Consider the following 26,873-nt stretch of genomic DNA (forward strand, 5'->3'; position numbering starts at 1 on the left):
GCGCTCAGTGACGCCAGGGGAACAGGGAGCGCACGAAACCACCGGCGCCGGGTCGCACCTCTGCGACCCGGCTGGTGACGTCAGAACTGGCCGAGGGTGACCGGCAGCCTCAGGTAGCTCGGCAACAGGATCGAGTCGTTGAGCTGCGGGTTCTCCCCGATCGCCAGCTCCGGGAACCGGCGCAGCAGCCGGGGCAGGGCGAGCTGCGCCTCCCGGCGGGACAGCGCCGCACCCAGGCAGTAGTGCGGGCCGACCCCGAAGCTGATCGGGTTGTTGTCCAGCCGCTCCGGGTGGAAGAGGTCCGGGTCGGCGAACCGCTTCGGGTCCCGGTTGGCCGCGCCGAGCATCACGAGGATCGTGCCGCCCTTCGGGATGTCCACCCCGTGCACGGTCAGGTCCTCCGAGGCGCTGCGGCTGACGAAGTGCACGGACGTCTGGTACCGCAGGATCTCCTCGACCAGCGGGCCCGCCGCCTCGGGCACGTCCCGCATCCGCGCGGCCTGCTCGGGGCGTTCCAGCAGCTCGACCAGCGCGGCGGCGAACATCGGGGTGGTGGTGGAGAACGCCGCGTTGTACGTCACCACCAGGTTGCAGGCCAGCTCGAGGTCGGACACGCCCCCGCCGGCCGCGTCGATCTCCTGGATCAGCCCGCTCGTCACGTCGTCGCCGGGTTCGGCGCGCAGCCGGCTGATGAGGTCCAGGTAGTAGTCGACGAGTTCCTGGGTGGCCACGTCGGCGGCCTCCAGGACGCGGGTGTTGTTGACCCGCATGTTCAGGGCCTCGTTGATCAGGTCCGTGCGGGGCGGCACCCAGGCCTGCTCGGACTCCGGGATGCCGAGCAGCTGCCCGACGACCCCCGCCGGCACCGGATAGGCGAACTCGGTCATGAAGTCGAGTTCGGAGCCGTCCGCGCCCGCCGCCGCCATGCCGTCGAGCCGGGCGTCGATCAGGTCCGTGATGGACTCCTCCATCGCCGTCACCCGGCGCGGGGTGAACACCTTGCCGAACAGCCGGCGGAACCGGGAGTGCTCAGCGGCGTTGCTGAACATGATGGTACCCATCAAAGTGGTGTAGAAAGGGTGCTCTTCCCAGTCGGGGCGGGAATCGGCGATATTGTCGCGGTCGAGGTTGACGAACCGGACGTCGCGCAGAACCTCCCCCACCGCCTCGTACCCGTTGACCACGGCGCACATCTTCGAGCCGGGGATCCGCGGCAGGGCGTTGACCTGCCCCAGGGCGTGCAGCGACGCGTACAGCGGCCACGGATCGCGCCGGCCCGCCGGGCTGAGAATCTTACGTAGGATAGTGCCAGCATCCACGGTGTAGTCCTTTAACAGATGTTCGAAGGAACACAGTGGACCTTAGACCGACTTTGCAAGTCGCGGAATAGACAGAAAAAAAACCCGGCACGCCGATGGCGTGCCGGGCTCGGATACTTACAGCAACCTAACGGAGCAGGTTCAGGTTGACGGCGTTCGCCATCGCCTGGTAGCCCGCGTCGTTCGGGTGGATGTGGTCCCCACTGTCGAACTCGGCGCGCAGCTTGCTCGGGGCCGCCGGGTCCCGCATGACCTTGTCGAAGTCGACCAGGCCATCGAAGTCGGAACTCGTGCGCAGGTACTCGTTCACCGCCAGCCGGGTGGCCTCCCGCTCGGGGGTCCACACGGCGCTGGTGGCGTTCTCGTACGGCATCAGGGTGCAGGCCACGACCTTCAGGCCCTTCTGCCGGACCTGGATCGCGATCTGGTGCAGCCCGTCGATGATCGCCTCGGGGCTCTCGTTGCTCATCCAGATGTCGTTGATGCCCAGCTCGACCAGGACGGTACCGACCCCGGCCTGCGACAACGCGTCGTGCTGGAGCCGGAACAGCGCGCTGTTGCCGACCTCGGCGAACCCGCCGCCACCGGCGATGGGCTCGAGCCCGTCCTTGGTGACCCGGTTGCCCGCGATGCCGAGGTTCAGCACGCCCGGGACCCGGTCGCCACGCGGGGTGGCGATCAGGCGGCCGGCCAGAGCGTCCGGCCACCGCTTGTTGCCGTTCAGCGTGGAGTTGGTGCCGTTGGCGATGGAGTCACCGAAGATGACGACCGAGCCGCCGGCCTTCTCCCGCAGTACGTCGACACCGGCGAGGAAGTAGAAGTTCTCCCGCGCGACGGCACCGGGCACCGTGGCCTCGTTGGTCCGGTCACCGGCCGCGACATACGAGATCTGCCGCGACTGGAAGTGGAACGTCGTCGACCCGGTCGCGACCGGGAAGAAGAGCGTCACCACGAGGTCCTGCTGCGCCCCGACCGCGAAGGTGAGCGGGTCGCTGAGGATGTCGGTTCCCTTTTTCTGGACGACCGACGTCTTACCGTTGAACGTCAGTTCGCGCACGCTCGCCGGGTCGATGTCGGACAGGTCCGGAGTCGTGAGATCCGGAAGAGCAACCGTCGCGTGTCCGATGGTGACGGACGCGTTCAGGCCGTACTGGTCGGACAGACGGATCCGCAGAGCCTCGCCGCCCACCGAGGTGTGCACGATCTGGCGGAGACTCTGGTTGGTGAATCCGACCATGCTGGAACCACCGGCGACGCTACCGGGCGTCGACCCCGCCGCCCACGTGCCGACCCATTCCTTGTTCTTGTCAATGCCGCCGGTCGCCGAACCGCTGCTCGCGGCGAGCACAGAGGATGCGACAACCGCGACCGCCGAGGCGGCCAGCAGAACCCGCAACTTTCGAGGGGTGTTCATGTCGGGAGCGAACCTCCAATTGATGACCAACGTGGGTCGCCCGCCCGTCAATTACTCAGGCGGTAGGGACAACAAGTTAGTGCCCTCGTCGTACACCGTCAATCGGCTCTTAGAATGGATTCACCAGCCCTTTCATGCATATCGATATAACGAATGCACTGTGGACTGCCTATTCGGGAAAGCGCCACGAATAGGTCATTCCCGCACCTGAGCCACTGTGGATCTTCCATACTGGCCCAGAGCCGGAGAGAGCGGTATTGTCCCGCTAGGTGGGCTGAGCCCCCATGCATTTCTCCGCGTCCGGGGGCGCGATCATCGACCAGTGAAGTAGGGGATTTAGATGGACAACTACGTCAATCGCGCCCTGGACATCCTCGCCGGCTACGGCCAGCGGGAGGCGCTCGTCGGCGACGGCGTCCGGCTCAGCTACGACGACGTCCGCGCGAAGGTGCTCGACCTCGCGGCGGCCCTCCAGGACAACGGGGTGCGGTCCGGCACCGCCGTCGGGGTGCTCGTGTCCAACCCGCCCGAGGCGCTGCCGCTGCACCTGGCGCTGCACCTGCTCGGCTGTCGTACCGTGTGGATCGCCCTGATCACTCCCCGCAACGAGCTGGCCGCCTATGTCCAGTTGGCCCAGCTCGACGCGCTGATCTACGACGCCCGGACCCAGGACGCGCTCGGCCGGGAGATCGCGGCCAGCCTCGCCCCGCTGCCCGTGCTGTGCCTCGGCCCGGACGGGCTCGGCCCCGACCTGCTCGCCGCGCGCGCCGCCGACGCCCCCGCCCTGGACCTGTCCGGAGTGACGCACGAGCCCGAGTCGGTGTTCCAGACCAGCGGCACCACCGGACTGCCCAAGATGGTGCACCACCGGCAGGGCTTCTTCGAGCAGGTCATCGAGCTGGCCACCCAGTTCCGCGACTCGGGGCACCCGGTGCTGCGGCACCTGTCGGTCACCCCGCCGTGGCACGTCAGCGGGCCGATGACCGCGTACTTCAACCTGTTCCACGGCGGGGTGCTGTTCGTCCAGGAGGACTGGGACGCCGACGTCTTCCTGGCCACCATCCACGCCGAGAAGATCAACTCGACGTTCGTGTCGCCCCCGCTGTTCTACGAGCTGCTCGACCACCCGAAGCTCGCCGAAACCGACTTCGACCAGATGCTGATGTTCAACGTCGGCAGCGCCCCGACGGCCCCCGCCCGGCTGGTCCAGGCGTACGAACTGCTCGGCCCGGTCGTTCGGATCGCGTACGGGTTGAGCGAGTCCACCCTGATCACCGCCATGCCCGCCGTCACCCCCGACCCGGCGCACCCCGAGCGGCTCGGCTCCTGCGGCCTGCCCTACGGCGACGTCCGGATCGAGATCCGCGACGAGGACGCCCGCGAGGTGCCCACCGGCGAGCTCGGCGAGGTCTGGGTGTCGAGCAAGCTCAACATGACCGGGTACTGGGGGCAGCCCGAGTACACCGCCGAGACCCTGGTCGACGGCTGGATCCGCACCGGGGACCTGGGCAAGCTCGACGCCGACGGCTACCTGTACCTCGTCGACCGGGTCAAGGACATGATCGTCACCGGCCGGGGCTCGCGGAACGTGTTCTCCCGCCCGCTGGAGGACTTCCTCGCCGCCCAGCCCGAGATCCGCGCCGCCGCCGTCATCGGCGTCGACGACGAGAAGCTCGGCGAGGTCGTGCACGCCTACGTCGTTCTCGCCCCCGACAGCGTGGTGGACGTGGAGGTCCTCCAGGCCCGGGTGCTGGAGGACTTCACCCCGATCTGGGTGCCCCGCACCATCGACTTCGTGGACCGGCTGCCGCTCGGGAACACCGGCAAGGTGGACAAGAAGGCACTGCGGGCCCGGTACCGGGCCGAGCGCGCGTGAACCGGCGCACCGGCCTGGTCGCGCTGCTGATCGCCGACACGATCGCGGCGCTCGGCATCCGGATGTCCGTCGTCGCCGTGCCCTGGCTGGTCCTCGTCATGACGGACAGCCCGGTGAAGATGGGCATCGCCGCCGGGGCCGAGATGGTGCTCTACGTCCTGTCCAGCGTCTTCGCGACCCCGCTCGCCGACCGGTTCGGGCTGTGGCGGACGTCCGTCTACACCGACGTGGGCAGCGCGGCGGCCCTCGCGGCGGTCGCGCTGATCCCCGGGCTGGACTTCGTCACCCTGATCCTGCTGGTGTCCGTGATGGGCGCGATGCGCGGCGTCGGCGACCGGGCCAAGCACGTCCTGCTCCGCCCGATGGCCGAACTCGCGGACGTCCCCATGATCCGGGTGACGTCCCTGTACGAGGGCATGACCCGGGCCGCGATCCTGCTCGGCGCGCCCCTCGGCGGCGTCCTCATCTACTGGTGGAGCGCCCCGCTCGTCGTCGGCTTCACCGGCCTGACCTTCGCGGCGGGCGTGCTCCTGGTCGGGGTGTTCGTCCGGCCGCCCGCCGACGAGCCCTCGGAGGCCTCCGAGCCGAAGGAGCCCTACCTGGTCGCGCTGCGCGGCGGGGTCAGGGCCCTGGCCCAGGACCGGCTGCTGGTCACGATGACCGTCATCCTGTTCGCCAGCAACCTGTTCACCCAGGCGGCCGTGGTCGTGTTCGTCCCGCTCTGGGTACGCGACGTCGTGCACACCCCGGCCGCGCTCGGCCTGGTCGGCGGGGCGTTCGCGCTCGGGGTCGTCCTCGGCAGTCTCGTGTTCACGTTCCTGTCGACCCGGATCCCGCAGTACCTGGCGTTCACGCTCGGGGCCATCCTGGGCGGCGCGCCCCGGCTGCTGGTCCTCGGGCTCAGCGACAGCCTGACCGTCGTGATGGTGGTGACCCTGCTGTCGGGGGTCGCGATGTGCTCGGTGAACCCGGTGTACGGCGCCGCGCTGTACAAGCGGGTGCCCGCCGGGTTGCAGACCCGGGTGTTCGGGCTGGTCACGGCCGTGTGCTTCGCCGGCATCCCGATCGGGGGGCTGCTGGCCGGGTGGGCGGTGCCCGGGATCGGGTTGACCACGACGATCCTGGTGTTCGGGGTCGTGTTCCTGGCGGTCAGTCTGATTCCGTTGCTCGGGTTCCGGGGGCGGGATCCGTTGGGGGTGGTCGTGAAGGCGGCGCCCGGGGACGCGGCGGGCGGGGAGTCGGAGGCCGTGGCCGCGGAGACCCTCGGGAGCGAGGGGTCGGTGGTCGCGGGGACCGAGAGGTCGGTGGTCCCGGGGACAGAGGGGTCGGTCGCTCCGGTGGCCGTGCCGGCGGCGGCCGGGGCTCAGGAGACCGGGCCGAAGGTGGCGGAGCCTGCGGGGGACGCCCCGGCGGCGGACGCTCTGGTGCGGGACACTCTGGTGCGGGATGCCCCGGTGCGGGATGCCCCGGTGCGGGATGCCCCGGTGCGGGACGCCTCGGTCGACGACGCTCCGGTGGCCGGCGAGAAGGCCGTGTCCGCCACGTAGGGTCGCGGGGTGCTGTTCCGGATCCTGGGCCCCTTCGAGGGCGACGTCGACGGTACCCCTCTCATGGTGTCCCGGCGGCGCGAACGTCGCCTGCTGATCGTGCTGCTCCTGCACCCCGGCGAGGTCGTCGGCACCGACCGGCTGCTCGACCTGCTCTGGGACGGCGCCGGCCCCGACCGCGCCCGGTCCTCCCTGCACAGCATGGTGTCCCGGCTGCGCGCACTCGTGGGCCGGTCCCGGCTCGTGGCGGAACGCGGCGGCTACCGGCTCGACGTCGCCCCCGAGCACACCGACGCCGGCCGGTTCCGGGCCCTCGTCGCCCGGGCCGACACGGAGACCTCCCCCGCCCGGCGCTGTGACCTGCTCCGGGACGCCCTGGACCTGTGGCGCGGCGAGCTGCCCGAGGACTTGGCCGCCGGTGGCCTGTTCGCCGCGCTCACCGCCGAACGGCTCCGCGCCACCGGCGACTGGCTGGCGGCGGGCCTCGAACTCGGCCGGCACGCCGCCCTGCTGCCCGAACTCACCCGGCTGGCGGCCGAACACCCCGACGTCGACCGGTTCACCGCGCTGCGGATGCTCGCCCTGCACCGGTCCGGCCGGACCGCCGAGGCGCTGACCGCCTACGAGGAGACCCGGCGCCGGCGCGCGGCCGACGGCGCCACCCCGGGCGCGGAACTGCGGGAAACCTATCTCTCGGTACTCCGCGACGAGGTCCCCACCACCACCCCCGCTCCCCCGGCCCGCCCGCCCGCGCAGCTCCCCGCCGACCCGGCCGGTTTCGTCGGCCGCACCGCCCCGCTCCGCGCCCTCGACCGGCTCCGGTCCCATCCCGTCGTCCTGGTCACGGGCCCGGCGGGCGTGGGCAAGACGGCGCTCGCGACCCGGTGGGCGCGCCGCAACGCCCGGCGCTACCCCGACGGTCAACTGCACATCGACCTCCGCGGGTACGACCGGCCGGTGCCGGCGCTGGAGACCCTCGGGCGGTTCCTGCGCGCGCTCGGGGTACCCGCCGACCAGGTGCCCGGGGAGGTGTCCGAGGCTTCGGCGGCGCTGCGATCTCGCCTGTCGGGCACCCGGACCCTCCTGGTCCTCGACAACGCCAGCTCCCCCGAACAGATCCGGCCGCTGCTGCCCGAATCGCCCGGATGCCTGCTCCTGGTCACCAGCCGCGACCGCCTCCCGGCCCTCGTCCCGGACGGGGAGAAGCTCCCGGGGCCCGAAGTCGGGCGGTTGGGGTTGGAGGTGCTCGGGGCCGGGGAGGCCGAGGAACTGCTGGCCCAGATCGTGGGGGCCGGGCGGCTGCGGGCCGAGCCCGGGGCCACGGCCGGGTTGGTGGCGGCCTGCGCGCGGTTGCCGTTGGCGCTGCGGATCGCCGCCGCGCACCTCGCCGACCGGCCCGGGTTGACCGTGACCGCCCAGCTCGCGGAGCTGCGGGCCTCCGACGCGTTGGCCGCGTTGGCGATCGACGGGGATCCGCAGAGCGCGGTGCGGGCGGCGTTCGACCAGTCCTACGCCAGCCTGGAACCGGACGTGCGACGGATGTTCCGCCTGGTGGGGGTGCTGGCGGCGCCGGACTTCGGGGTGGGGAGCGCGGCGGTGCTGGCCGATGTGGACGAGGTCGAGGCGGGGCTGCTGGAGAGGTTGGCGGGGGCGCATCTGATCTCGGAGCGGCCGGACGGGCGGTACACCCGGCATGACCTGATGTTGTTGTACTCCCGGCAGCGCTCGGTGGAGGAGCCAGATCTCGCGGCGGCCAGGACCCGGCTGTACGAGTGGCAGGCGGGAATGGCAGCGGCGGCCGCGACGGTTGCCTTTCCCGACATGGGCCGACCTTCCTTCCCCGCTGAGTCGCTAGTCCAATTCCCCAACGTAGAGAAGGCCCTGGAGTGGCTGGAGGCGGAGAGCCCCCAGTTGTGGCACAGCATTGTCGACGCGGCGCCATACGGTCTGCCGGTCCTGGCCTGCATCCTGGCCGAGGCGACCAAACCCCTGATCAGCCGTCTGGGGCCTCCCGCAAACATGATCGAGATCGGGGAGGCGCACGTGTCGGCAGCTCGACTCACGCGCAACGCGGCCGCTGAGGCATCAGCGCTCAGCGGCCTCGGGACCGTCAAAAGAGAGTTCAACCGCCTGGACGATGCTGTGGAGGACTTTCGGCGTTCGATCAGCTTGCTCCAACGAGTGAAAAACGTGACCAAGCAGGCGGACACGATGATCACTCTGGGTATCATGCTGCGCAACCAGGGCCGACTCTCCGACAGCCTGGACGTTCACGAACGTTCCCTAGCCCTCCAGGTCCAGGCGGGTGTTCCCGTTGGCGCCGCCATCAACCGCCTCAACATCGGACACATCTTCATCGAGCAGGGGCGATATCCGGAAGCACTCGCAGTGGCCGCTGAAGCGACCGGCGCACTTCGCCAACTGAAGGACCGCACCTACCTCCCGGGCGCACTTCTCATCGCCGGCAACGCCCATGTCCTGAGCGGAATGTTCGATGAGGCGATCGGGGAACTCACAGAAGCGGTAACCGCCTACATGGCTATCCGAGTTCAGGTGCTCACCGCCTACGCGATGGCGTGTCTGGCGACCGCCAGCGCCGGGGCCGGCCGGCGATCGGAAGCTGAGGCAATTGTCGGCGCCGCGATCGACCGTGTTGAGCCGTTCGGCGCGATACACAGAGCACGGGTGCACATCTTCGCCGGTACCACCTTCCGGTTCTCTGCGGAACACGACCGCGCAAGGGAGCACTACTCGCACGCCCTCACGCTGGCCCGGACGGCCGGCACGCCCTTCATGGAGTCCCACGCGCTCACAGGACTTGCGTTGGTGGCGCCGAGCAAAGAGGCCGGATCCTTTGCCCGAGCAGCCCTGAAGCTCACGCTCAAGCACGGCTATGACGGGCTCACCGCCGAGGCCGAAGGTGTCCTTTCCTCTCTGGTGCCGCAGCTTTGGGCAGGCTGGGGTACCGGGCCCGGCTCGGGGCGGAGCCCCGGGCCGGGCTGACACGGAACAGGTGGACCCTGCTCAGGATGGGCACGCGGCCCGGGCTCGACAACCCGGATGCACCCCGCGCGGGAACCGGGTGCGCCCCGCACGGGAACCGGGTGCGCCCCGCACGGGAACCGGGTGCGCCCCGCACGGGACGAGCCGCCTCAGCACCAGTTCGCGACCGTCACCGCGACCGGTGCCCCCGACAGCACGGCCGACCGGTTGGGGATGTCCCCGCAGGAGGCGTTGCGTTCCACGGTCGCCCAGGTCCCCCGGGTCAGCTTGAACTGCAACGTGGCCCCGTTCGCGGGCAGCGTCACCGTCCAGTGCGTGGCGTCCACCCGGGTCAGCGCGAGGCCGGCCGGGTCCCAGTCGGACATTCCCGTGCCGAGGACGCTCAGGGTCCCGGCGAGGTGGACGGTGCCGGTGGTCGACGCCGGAACGGTGGCGGTGAGGACCACGGAGCCGACCGGTCCGGCGTAGCGGGCCGCCACGACCGAGGGCCGCTCGACGGGCTTCCCCGCGTCGATGGACAACGCGAGCCGGACGAACTGCGCCATCGACCAGGCCAGGGGCGTCGCGGAGTCGGTGCCCTCGCCGAAGACGAACCCGAACGCCGACGGCCGGTCCCACGCCTGCTCCGGGATCATGTAGCCACTGTTGGCGGAGGCTGCCATCGTGGCCAGGTGCGACGCGGCGGACCGCCCGGCGGCCAGCTCGTACTCGCCGCGTTCCCCGGACAGCAGCGGCCACAGCCGACCGGTGCCGCCGCTCCCCGTGTAGGGCGAGCCGTCGGACTTCTCGCCGTACGCGTCGTGGTTGTAGCGGTACCACATGGCGCCGTTCGGGGTGTTGACCTTGAGGGTGGCGTCGAGTTCGGGCAGGGACGCCAGGATGGTCGGGTCGTCGGCGCGTTTGACCCCGAGCCGGACGAGGTCGAGGAAGCCGCCGTCGACGACGTCCCGCTCGTCCCAGGTCCCGCCGCCCGAGTTGATCTCCAGGGGCTGGCCGTCGTTGGGGTTTCCGTTGGCGTCGACGCGCTGGTAGTAGCGGCCGTCGCCGAGGTGCCCGGAGGTGGTGAAGGTCTGGCCGTCGAGCGCGGCCCGCCAGGCGTCCGCCGTCGTCAGGTAGGACGGGTCCCCGCCGAGGGCCGCCGCGCACACCAGGCCGGCGATCTCGGCGGCGATGGTCGAGGGCGAGTAGCCGGCCTCCTCCTCCCAGCGTTCCTGCGGGCTGTTCGTGCCCCGGGCGCGGAGGAAGTCGGCGGACTTCCTCAGCTTCGGCCACGCGTCGGTGCGGCCGAGATGCCAGGCGAGAATGATGGGGTACGCGACCTCGTCGAGTTGCAGGCTGCCCCAGACCGGGGTGCCGTCGAGGCGGGTGTTCTGCGGGAACGAGCCGTCGGGGCGCTGCTGGACGTTGAGCAGGTAGTCGAGGGAGCGGTTCGCGGCGGCGGCGTCCCCGGCGTAGAGCTGGGCGGTGGCGACCTGGTAGAGGTCGCGGGACCACACGGCGTGGTAGCCGGCGGTGCCCGGGTTGTCGGCGTTGATCGCCTGGCCCCAGGGCACGGTGAGCGAGGCGACGTTCGCGCCGAGGTAGGTCTTGTCCTCGTGTGCCTTCAGGGTCATCAACGCGACGTTGTACTGGGTCCCCAGCCCCGTCGACGTCACGCTGACCGGCGCGGCGTTCAGCCCGGACAGGTACGCGTGCCAGCCGGCGGCGTAGGAGGCCGCGACGGCGGTGAACCCGGCGGCCAGGGAACCCGAGGCGGCGGCGGACGCGGCGGTGCGGTCCGCGCCGAAGCCGAGCGCTAGGGTGAACGTCGAGTCGGCCCCGACCGGCACCTGGCCGAACTGCACGAGGTTGCCGGGGGTGCCGGCGGAGTCGTAGCTGGCGTCGAGCGCGTGGTTGCCGCGCAGGTCCACGTACCCGTCGGAGGGGGTTCCGCTGTAGCCGCTGGTCAGGGCCGTGAAGCCGGTGGACGCGGCGAGGGCGCTGGCCACGGGGCCGTCGCTGGCGACGAGCTGGCCGGCGGAGGTGGCCCCGGTGTCGCCCATCCCGGAGTTGTTCAGGGATGGGTTGTACAGGACGTAGAGCTTCAGCGGTCCGCCGGAGAGGACCTGGAACCTGGTCCGGAGCAGCATCGTCTGCCGGGCCGGGTCCGCGGCGTAACTCTTGGTGATCCGGTATCTGCCGCTCCTGGCGGTGTTGACCTGGTCGTAACTGAGCGCGCGCGGGTCGGTGAGCGTGGTGGCGTGGGTGGTGGCGTCGCGTTCCAGCTCGGTGAACGTCGCGCCGTCGCTGACGACGAACTGCAGGTCCTGGACGTTGGCGGTGTCGACGGTCGGGTAGTACACCTCGTGGGTGATCCCCTGGCCGAGGGTGAACCAGACCTTGGAGCCGGTCGTGGCGGAGGTGCCCAGACCGTCCTTGGCGCCGGTGGTCCACGCGGAGCCGACGCCGGGGGCTCCGGGGGCCGGGGCCGCGAACGCGGGGGCGGGGCCCAGCAGTGCCGCGCCGAGCGCGACGACCACGGTTAGGGCCGTGCGGGTTCTCATAGCGTTCTCCATCCGGGGGGTGATGGTTGCGCCGCAGAACATATTGCACTTTCGATGCGTTGAACACCCCTCCGCAACGCCAACTTCACCTCTGGGCAACAAACGTGAAACGTCCTTTGCGAGGTGGAGATGCCCCATCTTGGTCATGGGATGTTTCGGATCCGTTTCCGAATCGTTACTCAGAACACCGTTAGTTCTCCGCTGTTCGGCTGGTGTCGGGCGTCACAGGGGCCTATGTTGTCGGCAGCAACATATCCCCCCGCAGCGCCGGGCCTTACCCGACGCGACTTGATGAAAGGACCCGGGCAATGCGCAAGGGACTCCTAGGGTTCACCACCGCCTGCGCGGTCATGGCTCTCGGCCTGACCGGCTGTGGCGGCTCTGACGACAAGGCGGCCGACGCCAAGAAGCCGAAGATCGGCGTGATCCTCCCCGACAGCAAGACGTCGGCCCGCTGGGAGACCGCCGACCGCAAGTACCTGACGGAGGCCTTCAAGGCCGCCGGCGTCGACTACGACATCCAGAACGCCCAGGGCGACAAGAACGCGTTCCAGACCATCGCTGACCAGATGATCACGAACGGCGCGACGGTGCTCATGATCGTCAACCTGGACTCCGGTACCGGCAAGGCCGTGCTCGACAAGGCGAAGAGCCAGGGCGTCGCCACCATCGACTACGACCGGCTCACGCTCGGCGGCGGCGCGCAGTACTACGTCAGCTTCGACAACGTGAAGGTCGGCCAGCTCCAGGGCGAGGGCCTCGGCAAGTGCCTGACGGACATGAAGGCCGTCAAGCCGATCGTCGCCGAGCTCAACGGCGGACCGACGGACAACAACGCGGCGCTGTTCAAGAGCGGCTACGACGCGGTCCTCGACCCGAAGTACAAGTCGGGCGACTACGTCAAGGGCCCGGACCAGTCCGTGCCCGACTGGGACAACACCCAGGCCGGCACCATCTTCGAGCAGATGCTGACCAGCCAGCCGACCATCGGCGGCGTGCTCGCCGCCAACGACGGCCTCGGCAACGCCGCGATCTCCGTGCTGAAGAAGAACAAGCTCAACGGCAAGGTCCCGGTCACCGGCCAGGACGCCACCGTGCAGGGCCTGCAGAACATCCTCGCGGGTGACCAGTGCATGACCGTCTACAAGGCGATCAAGCAGGAGGCCGACGCGGCCTCGAAGCTGGCCATCAGCCTGGCCAAGGGCGAGAAGGGCTCCACGACCCAGACGGTCAAGGACCCGACGGCCGGCAAGGACGTCCCGTCCGTGCTGCTCACCCCGCAGGCGATCTTCAAGGACAGCGTCAAGGACGTCGTCGCTGACGGCTTCGTGACGAAGGCCGAACTGTGCACCGCCGACTTCGTCGCCCTGTGCGACGCGGCCGGCGTCAAGTAGCAACCCCGTGGGCGGGCCCCCTCGCACCTGCGAGGGGGCCATCACTAGAGGAGCGGTTATGCAGCCCGTGGTGGAACTCCGTGGGATCAACAAGAGTTTCGGAGCGGTGCACGTCCTGCGGGACGTGAACTTCTCCGCCTATCCCGGGGAGGTGACCGCGCTCGTCGGCGACAACGGCGCCGGCAAGTCGACCCTGGTCAAGTGCATGGGTGGCATCCACCCCATCGACTCCGGCGACTACCTGTTCGAGGGTCGCCCGGTGCACGTGCACAGCCCCCGCGACGCCGGCGCCCTCGGCGTCGAGATCGTCTACCAGGACCTCGCGCTGTGCGAGAACCTCGACATCGTCGAGAACATGTTCCTGGGCCGGGAGAACACCAAGGGCCTGATCCTCGACGAGCCGTCCATGGAGCAGCTGGCCACCGAGACGCTGGCCAGCCTGTCCGTGCGGACCGTGCGCTCCATCCGGCAGAAGGTCTCCAGCCTGTCCGGCGGGCAGCGCCAGACCGTCGCCATCGCCAAGGCCGTGCTGTGGAACAGCAAGGTCGTCGTCCTCGACGAGCCCACCGCCGCGCTCGGCGTCGCGCAGACCGCCCAGGTGCTGGAGCTGGTCCGCCGGCTCGCCGACAGCGGCCTGGCCGTCATTCTCATCTCGCACAACATGAACGACGTCTTCGCGGTCGCCGACCGGATCGCGGCGCTGTACCTCGGCCGGATGGCCGCCCAGGTCAAGACCTCTGACGTCACCCACAGCCAGGTCGTCCAGCTGATCACCGCCGGAAGCAGTACGGGCATGAACGGAGCCTCCTCGTGACCACCAACGAGATCGTCAAGGAGCGCCCGGTCAACCCGGTGCAGGCGTACGTCGACAAGGTGCGCGGCGGCGACATGGGCGCGCTGCCCGCCGTGTTCGGGCTCCTCGTCCTGTGCACGGCGTTCACGATCCTGCGCCCGGTGTTCCTCACCCCGGGCAACCTGGCGAACCTGTTCACCCAGGGCGCGGCCGTGACCGTGATCGCCATGGGCCTCGTGTTCGTGCTGCTGCTCGGCGAGATCGACCTGTCCGCCGGGTACACGAGCGGGGTGTGCGCCGCCGTCCTCGCGGTGCTGCTGACGAACCACGGCGTGCCCTGGTACCTCGCGGTGCTGGCCTGCCTCGTCACCGGCGTCCTGATCGGCTTCACCCTCGGTTTCCTCCGGGCGAAGGTCGGCATCCCGTCGTTCGTGGTGACGCTGGCCGCGTTCCTGGCGTTCCAGGGCGTGGCGCTGCTGCTGGTCAAGGGCGGGTCCAACATCGCGATCCGCGACCAGGTGATCCTGTCGATCGCGAACAGGAACGTGCCGCCGCTCGTCGGCTGGGGCCTGGCCGCGGTGTGCGTCGCCGGGTACTCCCTCGTGCAGCTCGTCCAGATCCGCAACCGGGCCCGGCGGGGGCTCGTCCCGACCCCGGCGGCGCTGGTGGCCGCCCGGATCGCCGGCCTGGCCGTGCTCCTGTCGGTCGGCGTCTGGGTGCTCAACCTCGAACGCAGCCGCAACGCCGCCTTCGTGTCGCTCAAGGGCATCCCGATCGTGGTGCCGCTGATCGCGGTACTGCTGGTGGTGGGCACGTTCGTGCTGGCCAGGACCAAGTACGGCCGGCACCTGTACGCCGTCGGCGGCAACGCCGAGGCGGCCCGCCGCGCCGGCATCAACGTCGACCTGATGCGGATGTCCGTGTTCGCCGTGTGTTCGACGATGGCGGCCGTCGGCGGCATCATCGCCGCGTCCCGGGCCAACTCGGTCGACCCGAACACGGGCGGCAGCACGGTGCTGCTGCTGGCGGTCGGCGCGGCCGTGATCGGCGGCACGAGCCTGTTCGGCGGCAAGGGCCGGGTGCTCGACGCCGTACTCGGCGGGGCCGTCGTGGCCGTCATCGAGAACGGGATGGGCCTGTTGGGCTACAGCGCGGGCGTGAAGTACGTGGTCACGGGGCTGGTACTGCTGCTCGCCGCCGGGGTGGACGCCCTGTCGCGGCGACGGGGTTCCGTCACCGGATTGCGCTGAGTAGTCACCTCCACGGAGAATCCAGCCGATGCGCGCGGGACCGAGCCAGGAGGAGATCCGCAGGTACAACCTCGGGTCTCTACTCCGGCACGTCCATGTGCTGGGCCCGACCTCGCGGGCCCAGCTCACCACCCTGATGGGGCTCAACCGCAGCACCATCGGCGCGCTGACCGCCGACCTGGTGGCCGCCGACCTGGTCCGCGAGGAGCTGCCCCGGGACCGGCAGGGCGCGGGCCGCCCGTCACTCGTGGTGCGCCCGGTCTCCGAGCGCGTCCACGTGTACGCGTTCCTCGTCGGCGTGGACCGGGTCGTCGCGGCCCGGGTCGGCCTGGGGTGCGTCGTCCTGGACCGGCGCGAGGTGATCCATCCCCGGGGCGCGTTCAGCCCCGACGACGTGCTGCGCACCGTGGCCGGGTTCGTGGAGCAGATGCGCCGGTCCGTCCCGGCGGACGCCGTCTGCGTCGGGGCCGGGGCGTCCGTCTCCGGCCTCGTCCGGCACGTGGACGGCATGGTCAGCTTCGGCCCCAACCTGGGCTGGCGGGACGAACCGTTCGGGGACCGGCTGTCCGGCCTGGTCGGCGAGCGGGTCATGGTCGGCAACGACGCGGACCTCAGCGCCCTCGCCGAGCACCTGCGGGGCGTGGCCACCGGCTCCGCCGACGTGGTCTACCTGCACGGCGACGTGGGTATCGGCGGCGGCATCATCGTGGCGGGCCGATTACTCGGCGGCCACGAGGGGTACGGCGGCGAGGTCGGCCACATGGTCGTCAACCCGGCCGGCGGCCCGTGCGGCTGCGGTTCGCACGGCTGCTGGGAGACCGAGATCGGCGAGCGGGCCCTGCTGGTGGCGGCCGGCCGCTCCCCCGACGACGGCCGGCAGGGCGTGACCGCGCTGATCGACTCCGCGTCCCGGGGCGACGCCGACGCGCAGGAGGCGCTGCGCCGGGTCGGCGACTGGCTCGGCTTCGGCGTGGCGAACCTGGTCAACATCTTCAACCCGCAGACCGTGGTGTTCGGCGGGCACCTGCGCGACGTGTACCTGGCCTCCGCCGCCCAGGTCCGGGGCCGGCTGAACCGGATGGGCCTGCACGCCTCCCGCGAGCCGGTCAAGCTGCGCACCCCGTCCCTGGGCGAGGATCTGCCGCTGATCGGCGCGGCCGAGCTGGCGTTCACCCGGCTCCTCGAGGACCCGCTCGGCACTCCGCCCGGCTAGGGCCCCGGAGCCCGCCCGCACGTGCCCCGGAGCCCGCGTGCACCCGGACGGCCATCCGGGGCGCGCGGAGGGACCGGCGGCCGTCCTCTGGGAGGTTGGACGACCACCGGCCCCTCAATCACGTCAGGCCGTTTCCCTCCGGCGGCGGCTGACGATCAGCACCGCGCCCACGACGGTCGAGGCGGTGAGCACCCCGATCCCCGCGTACGCGGCACTGTTGTCGGTCGTCTCCGGGGCCGCCACCCCGAAGCCGCCGAGCTTGCCCTGGTTCACGTAGTCGGAACCGGGGAGTTTGTCGCCGTACCGGGCGCGCACCACGTCCTGGTAGCCGGCGACGGTGACGCTGGTGGTGCCGACCACCGCGCGGGCCATGTCGTTGAGGGGGACGACCCGGCCGTTGTGCACCTTGTACCAGGCGTTGACCTGCGGTTCGGTGAACACCAGGTCCCCGGACGCCTGCCGGGGGTAGGCCACCTCATCCACGGTGGACGAGATGTTGACGGCCTCCCACGCCGTACCCTGCGGCTGGGCGATCCAGACCGACGCGCGCTGCCCGCTGGTGGAGCGCGCCTCCACCGTCGCGTAGGCGAACAGGGCCACCGGGGCGGACCGGTCGCCGGCCACGAAGGCGGGGTTGAGGGAGTAGACGGCCTCGGCGGCCCCGGTCAGCGTGGGGGCCTTGCCGGCCGCCGCCCGGTCGGCCGCGCCCCCGTCGAGCGACACGGACCGGCCGGCCGCGTGCTCGTCGAGCTGGACGAAGAACCGGGCGATCCGGGTGGGCGCGTCACCCTGGGTCGCGGCGGTCCGCGCGGTGGCCAGTTCGGCCGCCGACGGTCCCGGTACGCCGGGGGCCGCCGACGCGGGGCTGGCCAGCAGGAGAACGGTGGCAGCACCGACGGCCGCGGCGAGCGAGTGGAGTCTCATGTCCGTCTCCTCACAGACCGATCCGGTACAGCGACTGCGCCCAACGGAACTGGCCGTTGCTGACGTAGTAGCTGTGCGACGCCTGGCTGTAGCGCTGGCTGCTCGGCCACGGGTCGCCCCAGAAAATGGAGTTGGTGGCCGTGTCGTAGCCGTAGATGACCTGCGCGTGGCCGCCGCCGGCGGTCCAGTAGATCCCGGTCTCGATCGGCCGGTTCCCGTTGATCTCGGTCTGCACGCCGGTGTAGGACAGCGCGCCGGTCACGGTGCCGGGCCGCAGCCCCAGCGCCTGGAACGCACGCTGCACATTGGACAGCTCGGCGGGCTGGTTCGGGCACACCGTGCCGGCCGGGTAGCCGCGCCCGTAGTCGCAGAAGGTGTTCTGGCTCGTGCTCGCGCCGTAACCCAGGTACCGGGCGATCGTCAGGCCGCTCGCGGCCCAGCACCACTGGTTCTGCGACTGCACCTGCTGCGTGATGCCCAGTTGCTTGCTGGCGGCGAAGGCCGGCGTGGCGGGCAGCGTGGTCACGAGCAGGGCGGTGAGGACGGCCACGGCGCCGCCGAGGCGTCGTCGGGTCTTGTGCATGGTCACTCCTTTCGGGAGCGGACACCGGGGAGGGGTAGGTGGAACAACCCGGAGTGCACATCACGTTAGGAGTCGACCAACATCAATGGAACGGGAACCAACCCTTGTAAAACCCTTTCTTCGGGTACGGCCTCACACACCGCCCGAAAGAGGCGCGCCCGCGCCAGGGTGGTCACGCGGGGATGGCCACGCCGGGGCCGGTCGCCGCGCCGGGGCCCTTGGCGCACGGAGTGGGCCGACGGTCGGGGTGACCGTCGGCCCACGGTTTCCGGCGGGGTGGCGGCGCCGTTCACTGCGCTCGACCCTAGAAGGGTTACCGAATCAGGACAACCCTTGCGAACCCCTTCCAACCCACCATTTCCCCTGGTACGCGTCCTATGTATCCAAATTACATTTCTGTTATAGGGTTTTCTCAGACGCTGGATACGGTGAGTTCGGCCGCCGAGGTCCACGGGTTGCCGTTGACCTCGGACAGGGCCCTCAGCCGCAGGTACCGGCCGGCTTTCGGCGTGAAGGTGATCTGCTTCTCCGTCGCGTCGTCGGCGAAGGTGCCGGTGGCCACCGGGGTGCCCCAGGTGGTGCCGTCGGTGCTGACGTACACCTCGTAGTTCGAGATCCGGCCGTTGACGGCACCCGTGCCGCCGCCCTGGCGGGGCAGGTAGCCGAACTGGGTCAGCGTGTGGGTCGCGCCGAGGTCGATCTGGATCTCGTGCGGCGGTGGCGGGTTGCCGCCGCTCCACGCGGTGTGCCAGTAGGTGGCGGGATCGCCGTCGAAGGCGTTGGTGGCCGCGCCGTTCTCGCCGGTGGTCTCCTGGCTGTCGACGTGCCGCAGGGTCCAGCCGGCCTGCGGCACCGGGGTCACGGCGCGCCGTGCGGTGATCTCCGCGGCGGAGGTCCAGGGGTTGCCGTTGACCTCGGACAGGGCCCGCAGGCGCAGGTACCGGCCGGATTTCGTGGCGAACGTGATCTGCTTGTCCGTGGCGTCGTTGGCGAAGGTGCCGGTGGCCACCGGGGTGCCCCAGGTGGTGCCGTCGGCGCTGACGTACACCTCGTAGTTCGCGATCCGGCCGTTGGTGGCGCCGGAGCCGGTGTTCTGGCGGGGCAGGTAGCCCAGGCCCGCGACGGGGTAGGTGGCACCGAGGTCGATCTGGATCTCGTGCGGCGGCGGCACGTCGCCGCCGCTCCACGCGGTGTGCCAGTAGGTGGCGGGGTTGCCGTCGAAGGCGTTGGTCGCGGCCCCGTTCTCCCTCGCGGTCTCCTGGCTGTCGACGGAGCGCAGGGTCCAGCCGGTCCGCGGGATGGCGACGGTGCCGGCGGGCGTGCAGCCCGCGAGCTGGTGTGCCCCGCGGTCCGGCCGGCAGCCGGCGGCGACCGGGCCGCCGAAGTAGTCCCGACCGCCCGCCGAGGCGATCACCCGTCCGGTGCCGACCGCCGGCGATCCCGTCTGGAGGCGGTACCCGCCGGTGTCGGTGCGCGAGGTCGCGGTGCCGGGTGCGACCAGCAGCGGGTCGGTGGTGAGCTTGTGGGCGTCGGCGGGTTCGCCGGCGGGGTGCTGGCCGTGGAAGACGTTGGAGTCGAACAGCAGGTTGGTGGCGTTGACGTAGCTGGCGTCGGTGGTCCTCACGTAGAAGACGTTGTTGTAGAACGAGGCGGCGGCGCCGGTGGAGCCGTTGGAGTTGTAGGTGATCTGCACGGGCTTGTCGAGGTAGAACGTGTTGTTGTGGATCTGGGTATTGGTGACCTTGCCGCACACGAAGTCGAACAGCTGGCCCCGGTCGTTCTGGCTGATGTTGTACCGCACGATGTTGCCGTCGGTCGTGGAACCGGCACCGTTGCACAGCAGCAGGAAGCCGCCCTCGTTGTCGTGGCTGTAGTTGTACTGGTAGATGGTGCGGATGTTGGCCTCGTCGAGGTCGAGGCCCTGCCCGTCACAGGTGCTCCGCCCGCCGCTGACCTCGTTGAACTGGAACACGGCGTCGTTGATGTTCCAGCCCCACAGGCCCGCGGCGCAGTGCGTGGTGCGCATCTTGAACCCGTCCACCCGGTTGTACTCGACCAGCGCGCCCTCGGTGTGGTGCAGGTCGATCGCGTCGCCGCCGATGTCGGTGACCGTGTTGCCGCGCACCACGACCCGGGTCTGCGGGGTCCACGTCCCGCAGGTGGAGCCGCAGTTGGGGTTCGCCAGTTCCGGGCGGGTCATCCAGCGGGTCCAGAAGTGGATGCCGTAGGCGTCGACGTGCCGGATCTCGTTGTCCGCGATCAGCACGTCGTCGAACTTCGTGCGGGTGGTGTTGCCCAGCACCTCGAAGAAGATCCCGGCGGCGGCGTTGTCGTCCTTCGGGTTCACCTCGCCGTTGACGTCGTGCACGGTCAGGCCCGTGACCCGGTAGTAGGTGCCGGTGCCCGAGTCGGTGCGGGTGATGTGCACGCCGCGCCGCCGGGCCGTGGTGGTGCCGGTGTTGGAGACGTCGAGGTTGCGGATCTCCCAGTACTGCTGGTCGGCGAGCTTCACCGCGTCGTCGACCGCCCCGTTGGCGGCGATGGCCGGCTTCGCGCCGGTGCCGTAGGCGTCGAGGACGATCGGGGCGCCCGGCGAGCCGGAGCCTTTCGGGAACAGCTGCTGCCCGGTACACGTGGAACCGCGTTTCAGCAGGATCTGGTCGCCGGCGGCGAAGGTGCGGGCGTTGACGGGGGCCAGGGCGTTCCAGGGGCTGGCCTGGGTGCCGGTGCCGTTCGCGGTCGCGGAGCAGTCGACGAAGAAGCTGGCTGCGGCGGCTTGTGCGGCGGGAACCGCCAGTGTCGCGGTGAGGAGCGGCAACGCTGCCGCGACGGTCAGAACTCGGCGCATTCTCATGGCGACCCCAGGGGGTGAGCGCTGGCGGTGCTCCCCGGGCTCCGCCGCTGGTGATGTGATCCAACCCACTCCAACATGATATGGTGTTTCAGTCAACACCCACAAACAAGAAACAACATTTCACGGAGGTACGGTGGACGCCAGCCTCGACGACGGACCGGACGTGTTGACCCTCATCGAGGCCGCCCTGCCCCGGCTGCCCGAGGCGCTGCGCACGATCGGCCGCACGGTCCTCGACGACCCGCACACCGCCGCCACCCTCACCGTCGCGGCCCTCGGCCTGCGCAGCGGCACCTCGCCCGCCGCCGTCACCCGGTTCTGCCGGGCCGTCGGCCTCGCCGGCTTCCAGGACCTCCGGCTGCGACTCGCCCGCGAGGCCGGCCGGGCCACCGCCCAGCGCTGGCACGTCGACGTCGGCTTCGACATCGACCGCGACGACGACTTCGCCCAGGTCGCCGCCGTCGTCGCCCGCGCCGACGTCCTGTCCATCCAACGCACCGTCGAACAGCTCGACCGGGCCACCGCCGAGGCCACCGCCCGGGCCCTCGCCGTCGCCGCGCGGATCGACATCTACGCCCTCGGTGGCAGCGCCTTCGCCGCCACCGAGATGGAGATGCGCCTGCACCGCATCGGCCGCCCCGTCTGGGCCCGCACCGAGGGCCACCGCGCCGAAGCCAGCGCGGCCCTCCTCGGTCCCGGCGACGTCGCGATCGGCCTGTCCCACTCCGGCGGCACCGGAGAGATCGTCTCCGCTCTGACCATCGCCCGCGAAGCCGGCGCCACCACCGTCGCCATCACCAACGACGCCCGGTCACCCCTCGCCGCCGTCGCCGACCACACCCTCACCACCGCCGTCTACGGCACCACCTTCCGGTCCGGCGGCAGCGCGGCGCGGCACGCCCAGCTCCTCCTCCTGGACTGTCTCTACGTCCGCGTCGCCCAGCTCACCTACGACCACGCCACCGACTGCCTCACCAGGACGGCCACCGTCCCCGACCGGCACCGCACCACCACCCCGCCACCCGCGCGGACGTCGCGGGCCCAGCCGGCGACCGGCGGCGGGAACGGCGCGGGCACGTGGACCGCGCCGGCCGCCACCTGAGGGGCCGTCGCGCCGACATACCCCAACAAGGGCGACCGGCACCGTTCCCCCGGTCATGAACCGGCCGATCCTCGGCCATAGCCAGACAGGCCACCCCGCACTGCCGGCCGGGCGACCGGCGTCACACCCGTATTCCCTACTTAAGCGCTAGGGATAGTTGCCTTTACCTGCCGCGAGCCACTAGCCTCGGTGCCATGAGCCCCCACCCGAGCACCCGCGCGCACTGCCGCACGCGATGTTCGTGCTGACGTAGGCGCTCCCCTCCGCCCGTTCCGGGCCACCGCTCCACCCTTCCCCGCCGACCGCGACCCTCGCGGCCGGCCGCCCCGGCCCGCGCGTCCGCCCGGCCGTCCGGAAGCCCCCGCTTTCGTTCCATCCAGTAAGGAGAACCACCCGTGCGTCGTTCACTCGCACTTCTCACAGCCCTCGCCCTGCTCACCGCCGGGGCCGGCTGCGCCAGTCGGGGTGACGCCGCGGCGGGCGCCGAACAGCGCGTGCTGCGCTACCAGGGCGCGGTCGGCACGGTGACGCTGCCGGAACTGGCCGCCGACCTCGGGTACCTCGACGATGTGTCGTTGAAGTGGATCGGCAACACGACCAGCGGCCCGCAGGACATCCAGGCCGCCACGACCGGGGACGTCGAGTTCGGCGGCGCGTTCAACGGCGCGATCGTGAAGCTGAAGGCCGCCAAGGCCCCGATCCAGGCCGTCATCGGGTACTACGGCGTCAACGAGCAGGTCTACGGCGGCTACTTCCTGCTCGACGGCAGCCCGGTGAGGAGCGCCCGGGACCTGATCGGCAAGAAGATCGGCGTGAACACGCTCGGCGCGCACTACGAGGCGGTGCTGAAGACGTACCTGGTCCGCAACGGCCTGTCCGACGACGAGGTCAAGAAGGTCGAGCTGGTGGTGGTCCCGCCGGTGAGCGCCGAGCAGTCGCTGCGCTCCGGCCAGATCGACGTCGCCGTGCTCAGCGGCACCCTGCGGGACAAGGCCCTGGAGAAGGGCGGCATCCACCCGCTGTTCACGGACTTCGAGCTGCTCGGCGCGTTCACGGCCGGCAGCTACGTGTTCCGCACCGACTTCCTGAAGAAGAACCCGACGACGGTGCGCACGTTCGTCACCGGGGTCGCCAAGGCCATCGAGTGGACGCGGACGACGCCCCGCGAGCAGGTGATCGCGAAGTACGCGGAGATCCTGAGGAAGCGGGCCCGCAACGAGGACGACAGCCAGCTGAAGTTCTGGAAGAGCACCGGGGTGGCCGGCACGGGCGGGCTGATCAGCGACCAGGAGTTCAGCACGTGGGTGGACTGGCTGGACCGGTCGGGCGAGCTGAAGAACGGGAAGCCGGCGCTGAAGGACGTGTACACGAACCAGTACAACGGCTACAAGGCGGCGTGATGAAGATCCAACTGTTGGATGTGACGAAGACCTTCGGGGACTTCACGGCGCTCAGCGACATCAGTCTCGACATCCGGGCTGGCGAGTTCGTGGCGCTGGTCGGGCCGAGCGGCTGCGGCAAGTCCACGCTGCTCGACCTGCTCGGCGGGCTCAGCCGGCCGACCGGGGGGCAGATCCTGATCGACGGGAACCCGGTCACCGGGCCGGGGCTGGACCGGGGCGTGGTGTTCCAGCAGTACGCGCTGCTGCCGTGGCGGACCGCGCTCGGCAACATCGAGTTCGGGTTGGAGGCCAAGGGCGTCGGGCGCAGGGAGCGCGCGGAACGGTCGCGGCACTTCCTCGACCTGGTCGGGCTCGACGGCTTCGGGGACCGGTACCCGCACGAGCTGTCCGGGGGCATGAAGCAGCGGGTCGCCATCGCGCGCAGCCTCGCGTTCGACCCCGAGGTGCTGCTGATGGACGAGCCGTTCGCGGCCCTGGACGCCCAGACCCGCGAGTCGTTGCAGGACGAGCTGCTCCGGATCTGGGAGCGCACCGGCAAGACGATCGTGTTCATCACGCACGGCATCGAGGAGGCCGTCTACCTCGGCCAGCGGGTCGCCGTGATGACCTCGCGGCCGGGGCGGATCAAGCGGGTGGTCGACATCCCGCTGGACTCCCGCACCAGTGGCGGGGACCTGCGCGCGGACCCGGAGTTCGTCCGGCTGCGCCACGAGATCTGGGAACTGCTCCGCGACGAGGTCCGCGCGGCGCAGGCGAGTGAGAGGGAGGCCCGCGTTGGCTAGCATCTCGGTACCGCGCGTCGCCGGCCGGCGGCCCCGCGTACCCGTCATCGGTTGGATCTTCCGCCGTTTCGGGGTCCTGGCCCTGCTCGTGGCCGTGTGGGAGTTCGTGCCCCGGCTCGAACTCGTCGACCCGACCTTCCTGCCGCCGCTGTCGGAGGTCCTCACCGCGTGGTGGGACCTGGCCCGCTCCGGCGAGCTGTGGAACCACATCGAGATCAGCCTGGTGCGGTCGCTCAGCGGGTTCGTGCTGGCCATCCTGGTGGCGATCCCGCTGGGGCTGCTGATCGGCTGGTACAAGCTGGTCGCCGAGGCGCTCAGCCCGGCGCTGGAGCTGTTCCGCAACACCTCCGCGCTGGCGCTGCTCCCGGTGTTCATCCTGATCCTCGGGCTCGGCGAGACCTCCAAGATCTCCCTGGTGCTCTACGCCTGCTCCTGGCCGATCCTGCTCAACACCATCAGCGGGGTACGCGGCGTCGACCCGCTCCTGATCAAGTCGGCGGTCTCCCTGGGGCTGAAGCCGGCCCGGCTGTTCCAGAAGGTGATCCTGCCGGCGGCCGTGCCCACAGTGTTCACGGGCATCCGGCTCGCCGGGGCCTACTCGATCCTGGTCCTCGTCGCCGCCGAGATGGTCGGCGCCAAGGCCGGCCTCGGTTACCTGATCAACGCCTCGCAGTTCAACTTCGCCGTCCCCGACATGTACGCGGGCATCCTCACCATCTCAGCCCTCGGCCTGGCGTTCAACCAGGTGCTCGTCACCCTCGAACGCCGCTTCTCGACCTGGAGAACCTCATGACCCGGCACCTGCACCTCAACGCCTTCCTGATGGGCGTCGGGCACCACGAGGCCGCGTGGCGGCACCCGAGCACCGACGCCCGCCGGGTACTCGACGTCAAGCACTTCCAGGAACTGGCCCGGATCGCCGAACGCGGCAAGCTCGACTCCGTGTTCCTCGCCGACGGCCTGTTCGTCGGCCCGAACGCCCGGCACAACATCCTGTCCGTGTTCGAGCCGCTCACCCTGCTGGCGGCGCTGGCCGCCGTGACCGAGCACATCGGACTCATCGCGACCGTGTCGACCAGCTACCACGAGCCGTTCAACGTGGCCCGCAAGTTCGCGTCCCTCGACCACATCAGCGGGGGCCGGGCCGGCTGGAACATCGTCACGTCCGCCACCGACGGGGAGGCCCGCAACTTCAACCTGCCCGGGGTGGCCGCGCACCGCGAACGGTACGACCGGGCCGAGGAGTTCGTGGACGTCACCCTCAAGCTGTGGGACAGCTGGGAGGACGACGCGCTGCGGTTCGACGTCGAGGCCGGGGTGTTCGCCGAGACCACGAAGCTGCACGCCATCTCGCACGTCGGCGAACGGTTCCGGGTCGACGGGCCGCTGAACACGCCCCGCTCGCCGCAGGGCCGGCCGCTGCTCGTGCAGGCCGGGTCGTCGCGGGACGGCAAGGACTTCGCCGCCCGGTACGCCGAGGCCGTGTTCACCGCGCAGCAGACCCTCGCGGAGGCCCAGAACTTCTACGCCGACCTCAAGGCCCGCGCGTACGGCTTCGGCCGCGAGGTCCGGATCCTGCCCGGGATCGCGCCGGTGATCGGGTCCACCGAGGCCGAGGCGCTGGCCCTGGCGGCGGAGCTCCAGGACCTGATCGTCACCGACTACGCCGTCACCCAGCTGTCCCAGATCCTGCAACTGGACCTGGCCGGGTACTCCCTCGACGGGCCGCTGCCGGCGCTGCCCGACTCCACGACGATCGAGGGCATGCAGAGCCGGTACCAGCTGGTCGTCGACCTGGCCCGGCGGGAGAAGCTCACCATCCGGCAGCTGCTCGGCCGGCTGGGCGGCGGGCGCGGGCACCGGGTGGTCGCGGGCACGCCCGAGCAGATCGCCGACGAGATCGAACTGTGGTTCCGGTCCGGGGCCGCGGACGGGTTCAATGTCATGCCGCCGGTGCTGCCGGCCGGGTTGGAGGATTTCGTGGACCATGTGGTGCCGGAGCTGCGCAGGCGCGGGTTGTTCCGGGAGGAGTACTCCGGGGCGACGCTGCGGGAGCACTACGGGCTGGCCCGGCCGGCGAGTCGGTACGCGGCGGTGGCGGTGTGAGCGGGCGGGAGCCGGTGTCCGACGCGGTCGACGTGGCGGGCGACGGCGAGGCGTTCGACGCGTTCGACGCCGGCCTGTCCCCCGACGCGCAGCACGTCGCCGGCCTGGGGCTGGCCGCCGACGCGCAGGACCTGCTGTTCCGGCGGGCCCGCACGGCGAACACGTTCACCCCCGAACCGGTGACCGACGACCAGATCCGGGCCATCTACGACCTGGTCCGGTTCGGCCCGACCGGCGCCAACGCCCAGCCGCTGCGGATCGTGCTGGTCCGCTCCCCCGAGGCGCGGGCCCGGCTCGTCACCCGGGTCAGCGCGAACAACGCCCCCAAGGTGACCGAGGCCCCGCTCGTGGTGATCCTGGCCGCCGACACCGGCTTCCACGAGACCCTCCCCCGGGTGTTCCCGCACAACCCCGGAGCCCGGGACTGGTACGCCGACCCGGCGTTCCGCGAGTCCCAGGCCCGGTTCAACGCGGCCATCCAGATCGGGTACTTCCTGGTCGGCATCCGCGCGGCCGGCCTGTCGGCGGGCCCGATGGGCGGGTTCGACGCGCCGGGGGTCGACAAGGACTTCTTCCCCGACGGCCGGCTGCGCTCCCAGCTCGTGGTGAACATCGGGCGCCCCGGCCCGGACGCCTGGCAGGACCGGCTGCCCCGGCTCGACGCGGACGAGGTGATCAGCACGGTCTGAGGTGGGTCGCGGCCCCGGCGGGGCCGCGGVCCCGGGGGGGCDTGCSGGGGGGGCCGGGGGGGGGCCCGCCTCGGGGGG

Annotated in this window: 19 protein-coding genes; 13 read left to right on the forward strand and 6 right to left on the reverse strand. The window is 70.8% G+C overall.

Going from position 1 to position 26,873, the window contains the following annotated elements; translation table 11 throughout:
* Positions 1 to 80: 80 nt before the first annotated feature.
* Together PT931_RS14775 and PT931_RS14780 are read right to left on the reverse strand one after the other, a co-directional pair.
* Positions 81 to 1,319, reverse strand: a complete 1,239-nt coding sequence (locus PT931_RS14775) for a cytochrome P450 (RefSeq protein WP_456246310.1) — start codon at positions 1,317 to 1,319, stop codon at positions 81 to 83.
* 127 nt (positions 1,320 to 1,446) lie between these two features.
* Positions 1,447 to 2,706: an SGNH/GDSL hydrolase family protein gene (locus PT931_RS14780; RefSeq protein ID WP_456246331.1), complete on the reverse strand. Its 1,260-nt coding sequence runs from the start codon at positions 2,704 to 2,706 to the stop codon at positions 1,447 to 1,449.
* A 367-nt stretch (positions 2,707 to 3,073) separates the two neighbouring features.
* Here PT931_RS14780 and PT931_RS14785 point away from each other — a divergent pair, with 367 nt between their 5' ends.
* Genes PT931_RS14785 through PT931_RS14795 form a run of 3 tightly spaced genes read left to right on the forward strand, consistent with a single transcriptional unit; the run spans position 3,074 to position 9,159 of the window.
* The gene (locus PT931_RS14785; RefSeq protein ID WP_456246311.1) at positions 3,074 to 4,609 is read left to right on the forward strand and encodes an AMP-binding protein; all 1,536 of its coding nucleotides are present in this window, start codon (positions 3,074 to 3,076) and stop codon (positions 4,607 to 4,609) included.
* Entirely contained in the window at positions 4,606 to 6,156 is a 1,551-nt protein-coding gene (locus tag PT931_RS14790; RefSeq protein ID WP_456246312.1) for an MFS transporter, read from the forward strand. Before PT931_RS14785 ends, PT931_RS14790 begins: the two co-directional genes overlap by 4 nt.
* 9 nt (positions 6,157 to 6,165) lie before the next feature.
* Positions 6,166 to 9,159 carry a BTAD domain-containing putative transcriptional regulator gene (locus PT931_RS14795; protein WP_456246313.1) on the forward strand — a complete coding sequence of 998 codons (2,994 nt, stop codon included), beginning with the start codon at positions 6,166 to 6,168 and terminating at the stop codon, positions 9,157 to 9,159.
* 149 nt (positions 9,160 to 9,308) lie between these two features.
* Here the strand turns inward: PT931_RS14795 and PT931_RS14800 are convergent, their stop codons facing one another.
* Positions 9,309 to 11,702: a glycoside hydrolase family 15 protein gene (locus PT931_RS14800; protein WP_456246314.1), complete on the reverse strand. Its 2,394-nt coding sequence runs from the start codon at positions 11,700 to 11,702 to the stop codon at positions 9,309 to 9,311.
* 308 nt (positions 11,703 to 12,010) lie between these two features.
* Here PT931_RS14800 and PT931_RS14805 point away from each other — a divergent pair, with 308 nt between their 5' ends.
* From PT931_RS14805 to PT931_RS14820, 4 genes are all read left to right on the forward strand, one after another.
* Positions 12,011 to 13,096, forward strand: coding sequence for a sugar ABC transporter substrate-binding protein (locus tag PT931_RS14805; protein WP_456246315.1), 1,086 nt, complete (start codon positions 12,011 to 12,013; stop codon positions 13,094 to 13,096).
* Positions 13,097 to 13,154: 58 nt separating this feature from the next.
* Positions 13,155 to 13,910 (forward strand): ATP-binding cassette domain-containing protein, encoded by a 756-nt coding sequence (locus tag PT931_RS14810; protein WP_456246316.1) that lies wholly within the window; start codon positions 13,155 to 13,157, stop codon positions 13,908 to 13,910.
* A gap of 74 nt (positions 13,911 to 13,984) precedes the next feature.
* Entirely contained in the window at positions 13,985 to 15,139 is a 1,155-nt protein-coding gene (locus tag PT931_RS14815) for a sugar ABC transporter permease (RefSeq protein WP_456246332.1), read from the forward strand.
* Between the two features lie 28 nt (positions 15,140 to 15,167).
* On the forward strand, positions 15,168 to 16,352 hold the full coding sequence (locus tag PT931_RS14820) for an ROK family protein (protein ID WP_456246317.1): 1,185 nt from the start codon (positions 15,168 to 15,170) through the stop codon (positions 16,350 to 16,352).
* 123 nt (positions 16,353 to 16,475) lie between these two features.
* On the opposite strand, the gene PT931_RS14825 is transcribed toward PT931_RS14820, so the two are convergent.
* The 3 genes from PT931_RS14825 to PT931_RS14835 all read right to left on the reverse strand — a co-directional run bounded on the left by PT931_RS14825 (position 16,476) and on the right by PT931_RS14835 (position 20,707).
* Positions 16,476 to 17,276, reverse strand: a complete 801-nt coding sequence (locus PT931_RS14825) for a hypothetical protein (RefSeq protein WP_456246318.1) — start codon at positions 17,274 to 17,276, stop codon at positions 16,476 to 16,478.
* Between the two features lie 10 nt (positions 17,277 to 17,286).
* A complete protein-coding gene (locus tag PT931_RS14830) occupies positions 17,287 to 17,859 on the reverse strand; it encodes a papain-like cysteine protease family protein (protein WP_456246319.1) in 573 nt (190 codons plus the stop codon).
* A gap of 412 nt (positions 17,860 to 18,271) precedes the next feature.
* The gene (locus PT931_RS14835; protein ID WP_456246320.1) at positions 18,272 to 20,707 is read right to left on the reverse strand and encodes a discoidin domain-containing protein; all 2,436 of its coding nucleotides are present in this window, start codon (positions 20,705 to 20,707) and stop codon (positions 18,272 to 18,274) included.
* Positions 20,708 to 20,846: 139 nt separating this feature from the next.
* Between PT931_RS14835 and PT931_RS14840 the strand changes: the two genes are divergently transcribed.
* The 6 genes from PT931_RS14840 (at position 20,847) to PT931_RS14865 (ending at position 26,795) form a co-directional block, all read left to right on the forward strand.
* On the forward strand, positions 20,847 to 21,815 hold the full coding sequence (locus PT931_RS14840; RefSeq protein WP_456246321.1) for a MurR/RpiR family transcriptional regulator: 969 nt from the start codon (positions 20,847 to 20,849) through the stop codon (positions 21,813 to 21,815).
* 395 nt (positions 21,816 to 22,210) lie between these two features.
* Positions 22,211 to 23,215, forward strand: a complete 1,005-nt coding sequence (locus PT931_RS14845; RefSeq protein WP_456246322.1) for an ABC transporter substrate-binding protein — start codon at positions 22,211 to 22,213, stop codon at positions 23,213 to 23,215.
* Positions 23,215 to 24,000: an ABC transporter ATP-binding protein gene (locus PT931_RS14850; RefSeq protein ID WP_456246323.1), complete on the forward strand. Its 786-nt coding sequence runs from the start codon at positions 23,215 to 23,217 to the stop codon at positions 23,998 to 24,000. Before PT931_RS14845 ends, PT931_RS14850 begins: the two co-directional genes overlap by 1 nt.
* Entirely contained in the window at positions 23,993 to 24,793 is an 801-nt protein-coding gene (locus tag PT931_RS14855; protein ID WP_456246324.1) for an ABC transporter permease, read from the forward strand. Before PT931_RS14850 ends, PT931_RS14855 begins: the two co-directional genes overlap by 8 nt.
* Entirely contained in the window at positions 24,790 to 26,106 is a 1,317-nt protein-coding gene (locus tag PT931_RS14860) for an LLM class flavin-dependent oxidoreductase (protein WP_363724139.1), read from the forward strand. The genes PT931_RS14855 and PT931_RS14860 overlap by 4 nt, the downstream gene beginning before the upstream one ends.
* Positions 26,103 to 26,795 (forward strand): malonic semialdehyde reductase, encoded by a 693-nt coding sequence (locus PT931_RS14865; RefSeq protein WP_456246325.1) that lies wholly within the window; start codon positions 26,103 to 26,105, stop codon positions 26,793 to 26,795. The genes PT931_RS14860 and PT931_RS14865 overlap by 4 nt, the downstream gene beginning before the upstream one ends.
* The last annotated feature ends 78 nt before the right edge of the window (positions 26,796 to 26,873 follow it).

The sequence above is a fragment of the Longispora urticae genome, from assembly GCF_053902585.1.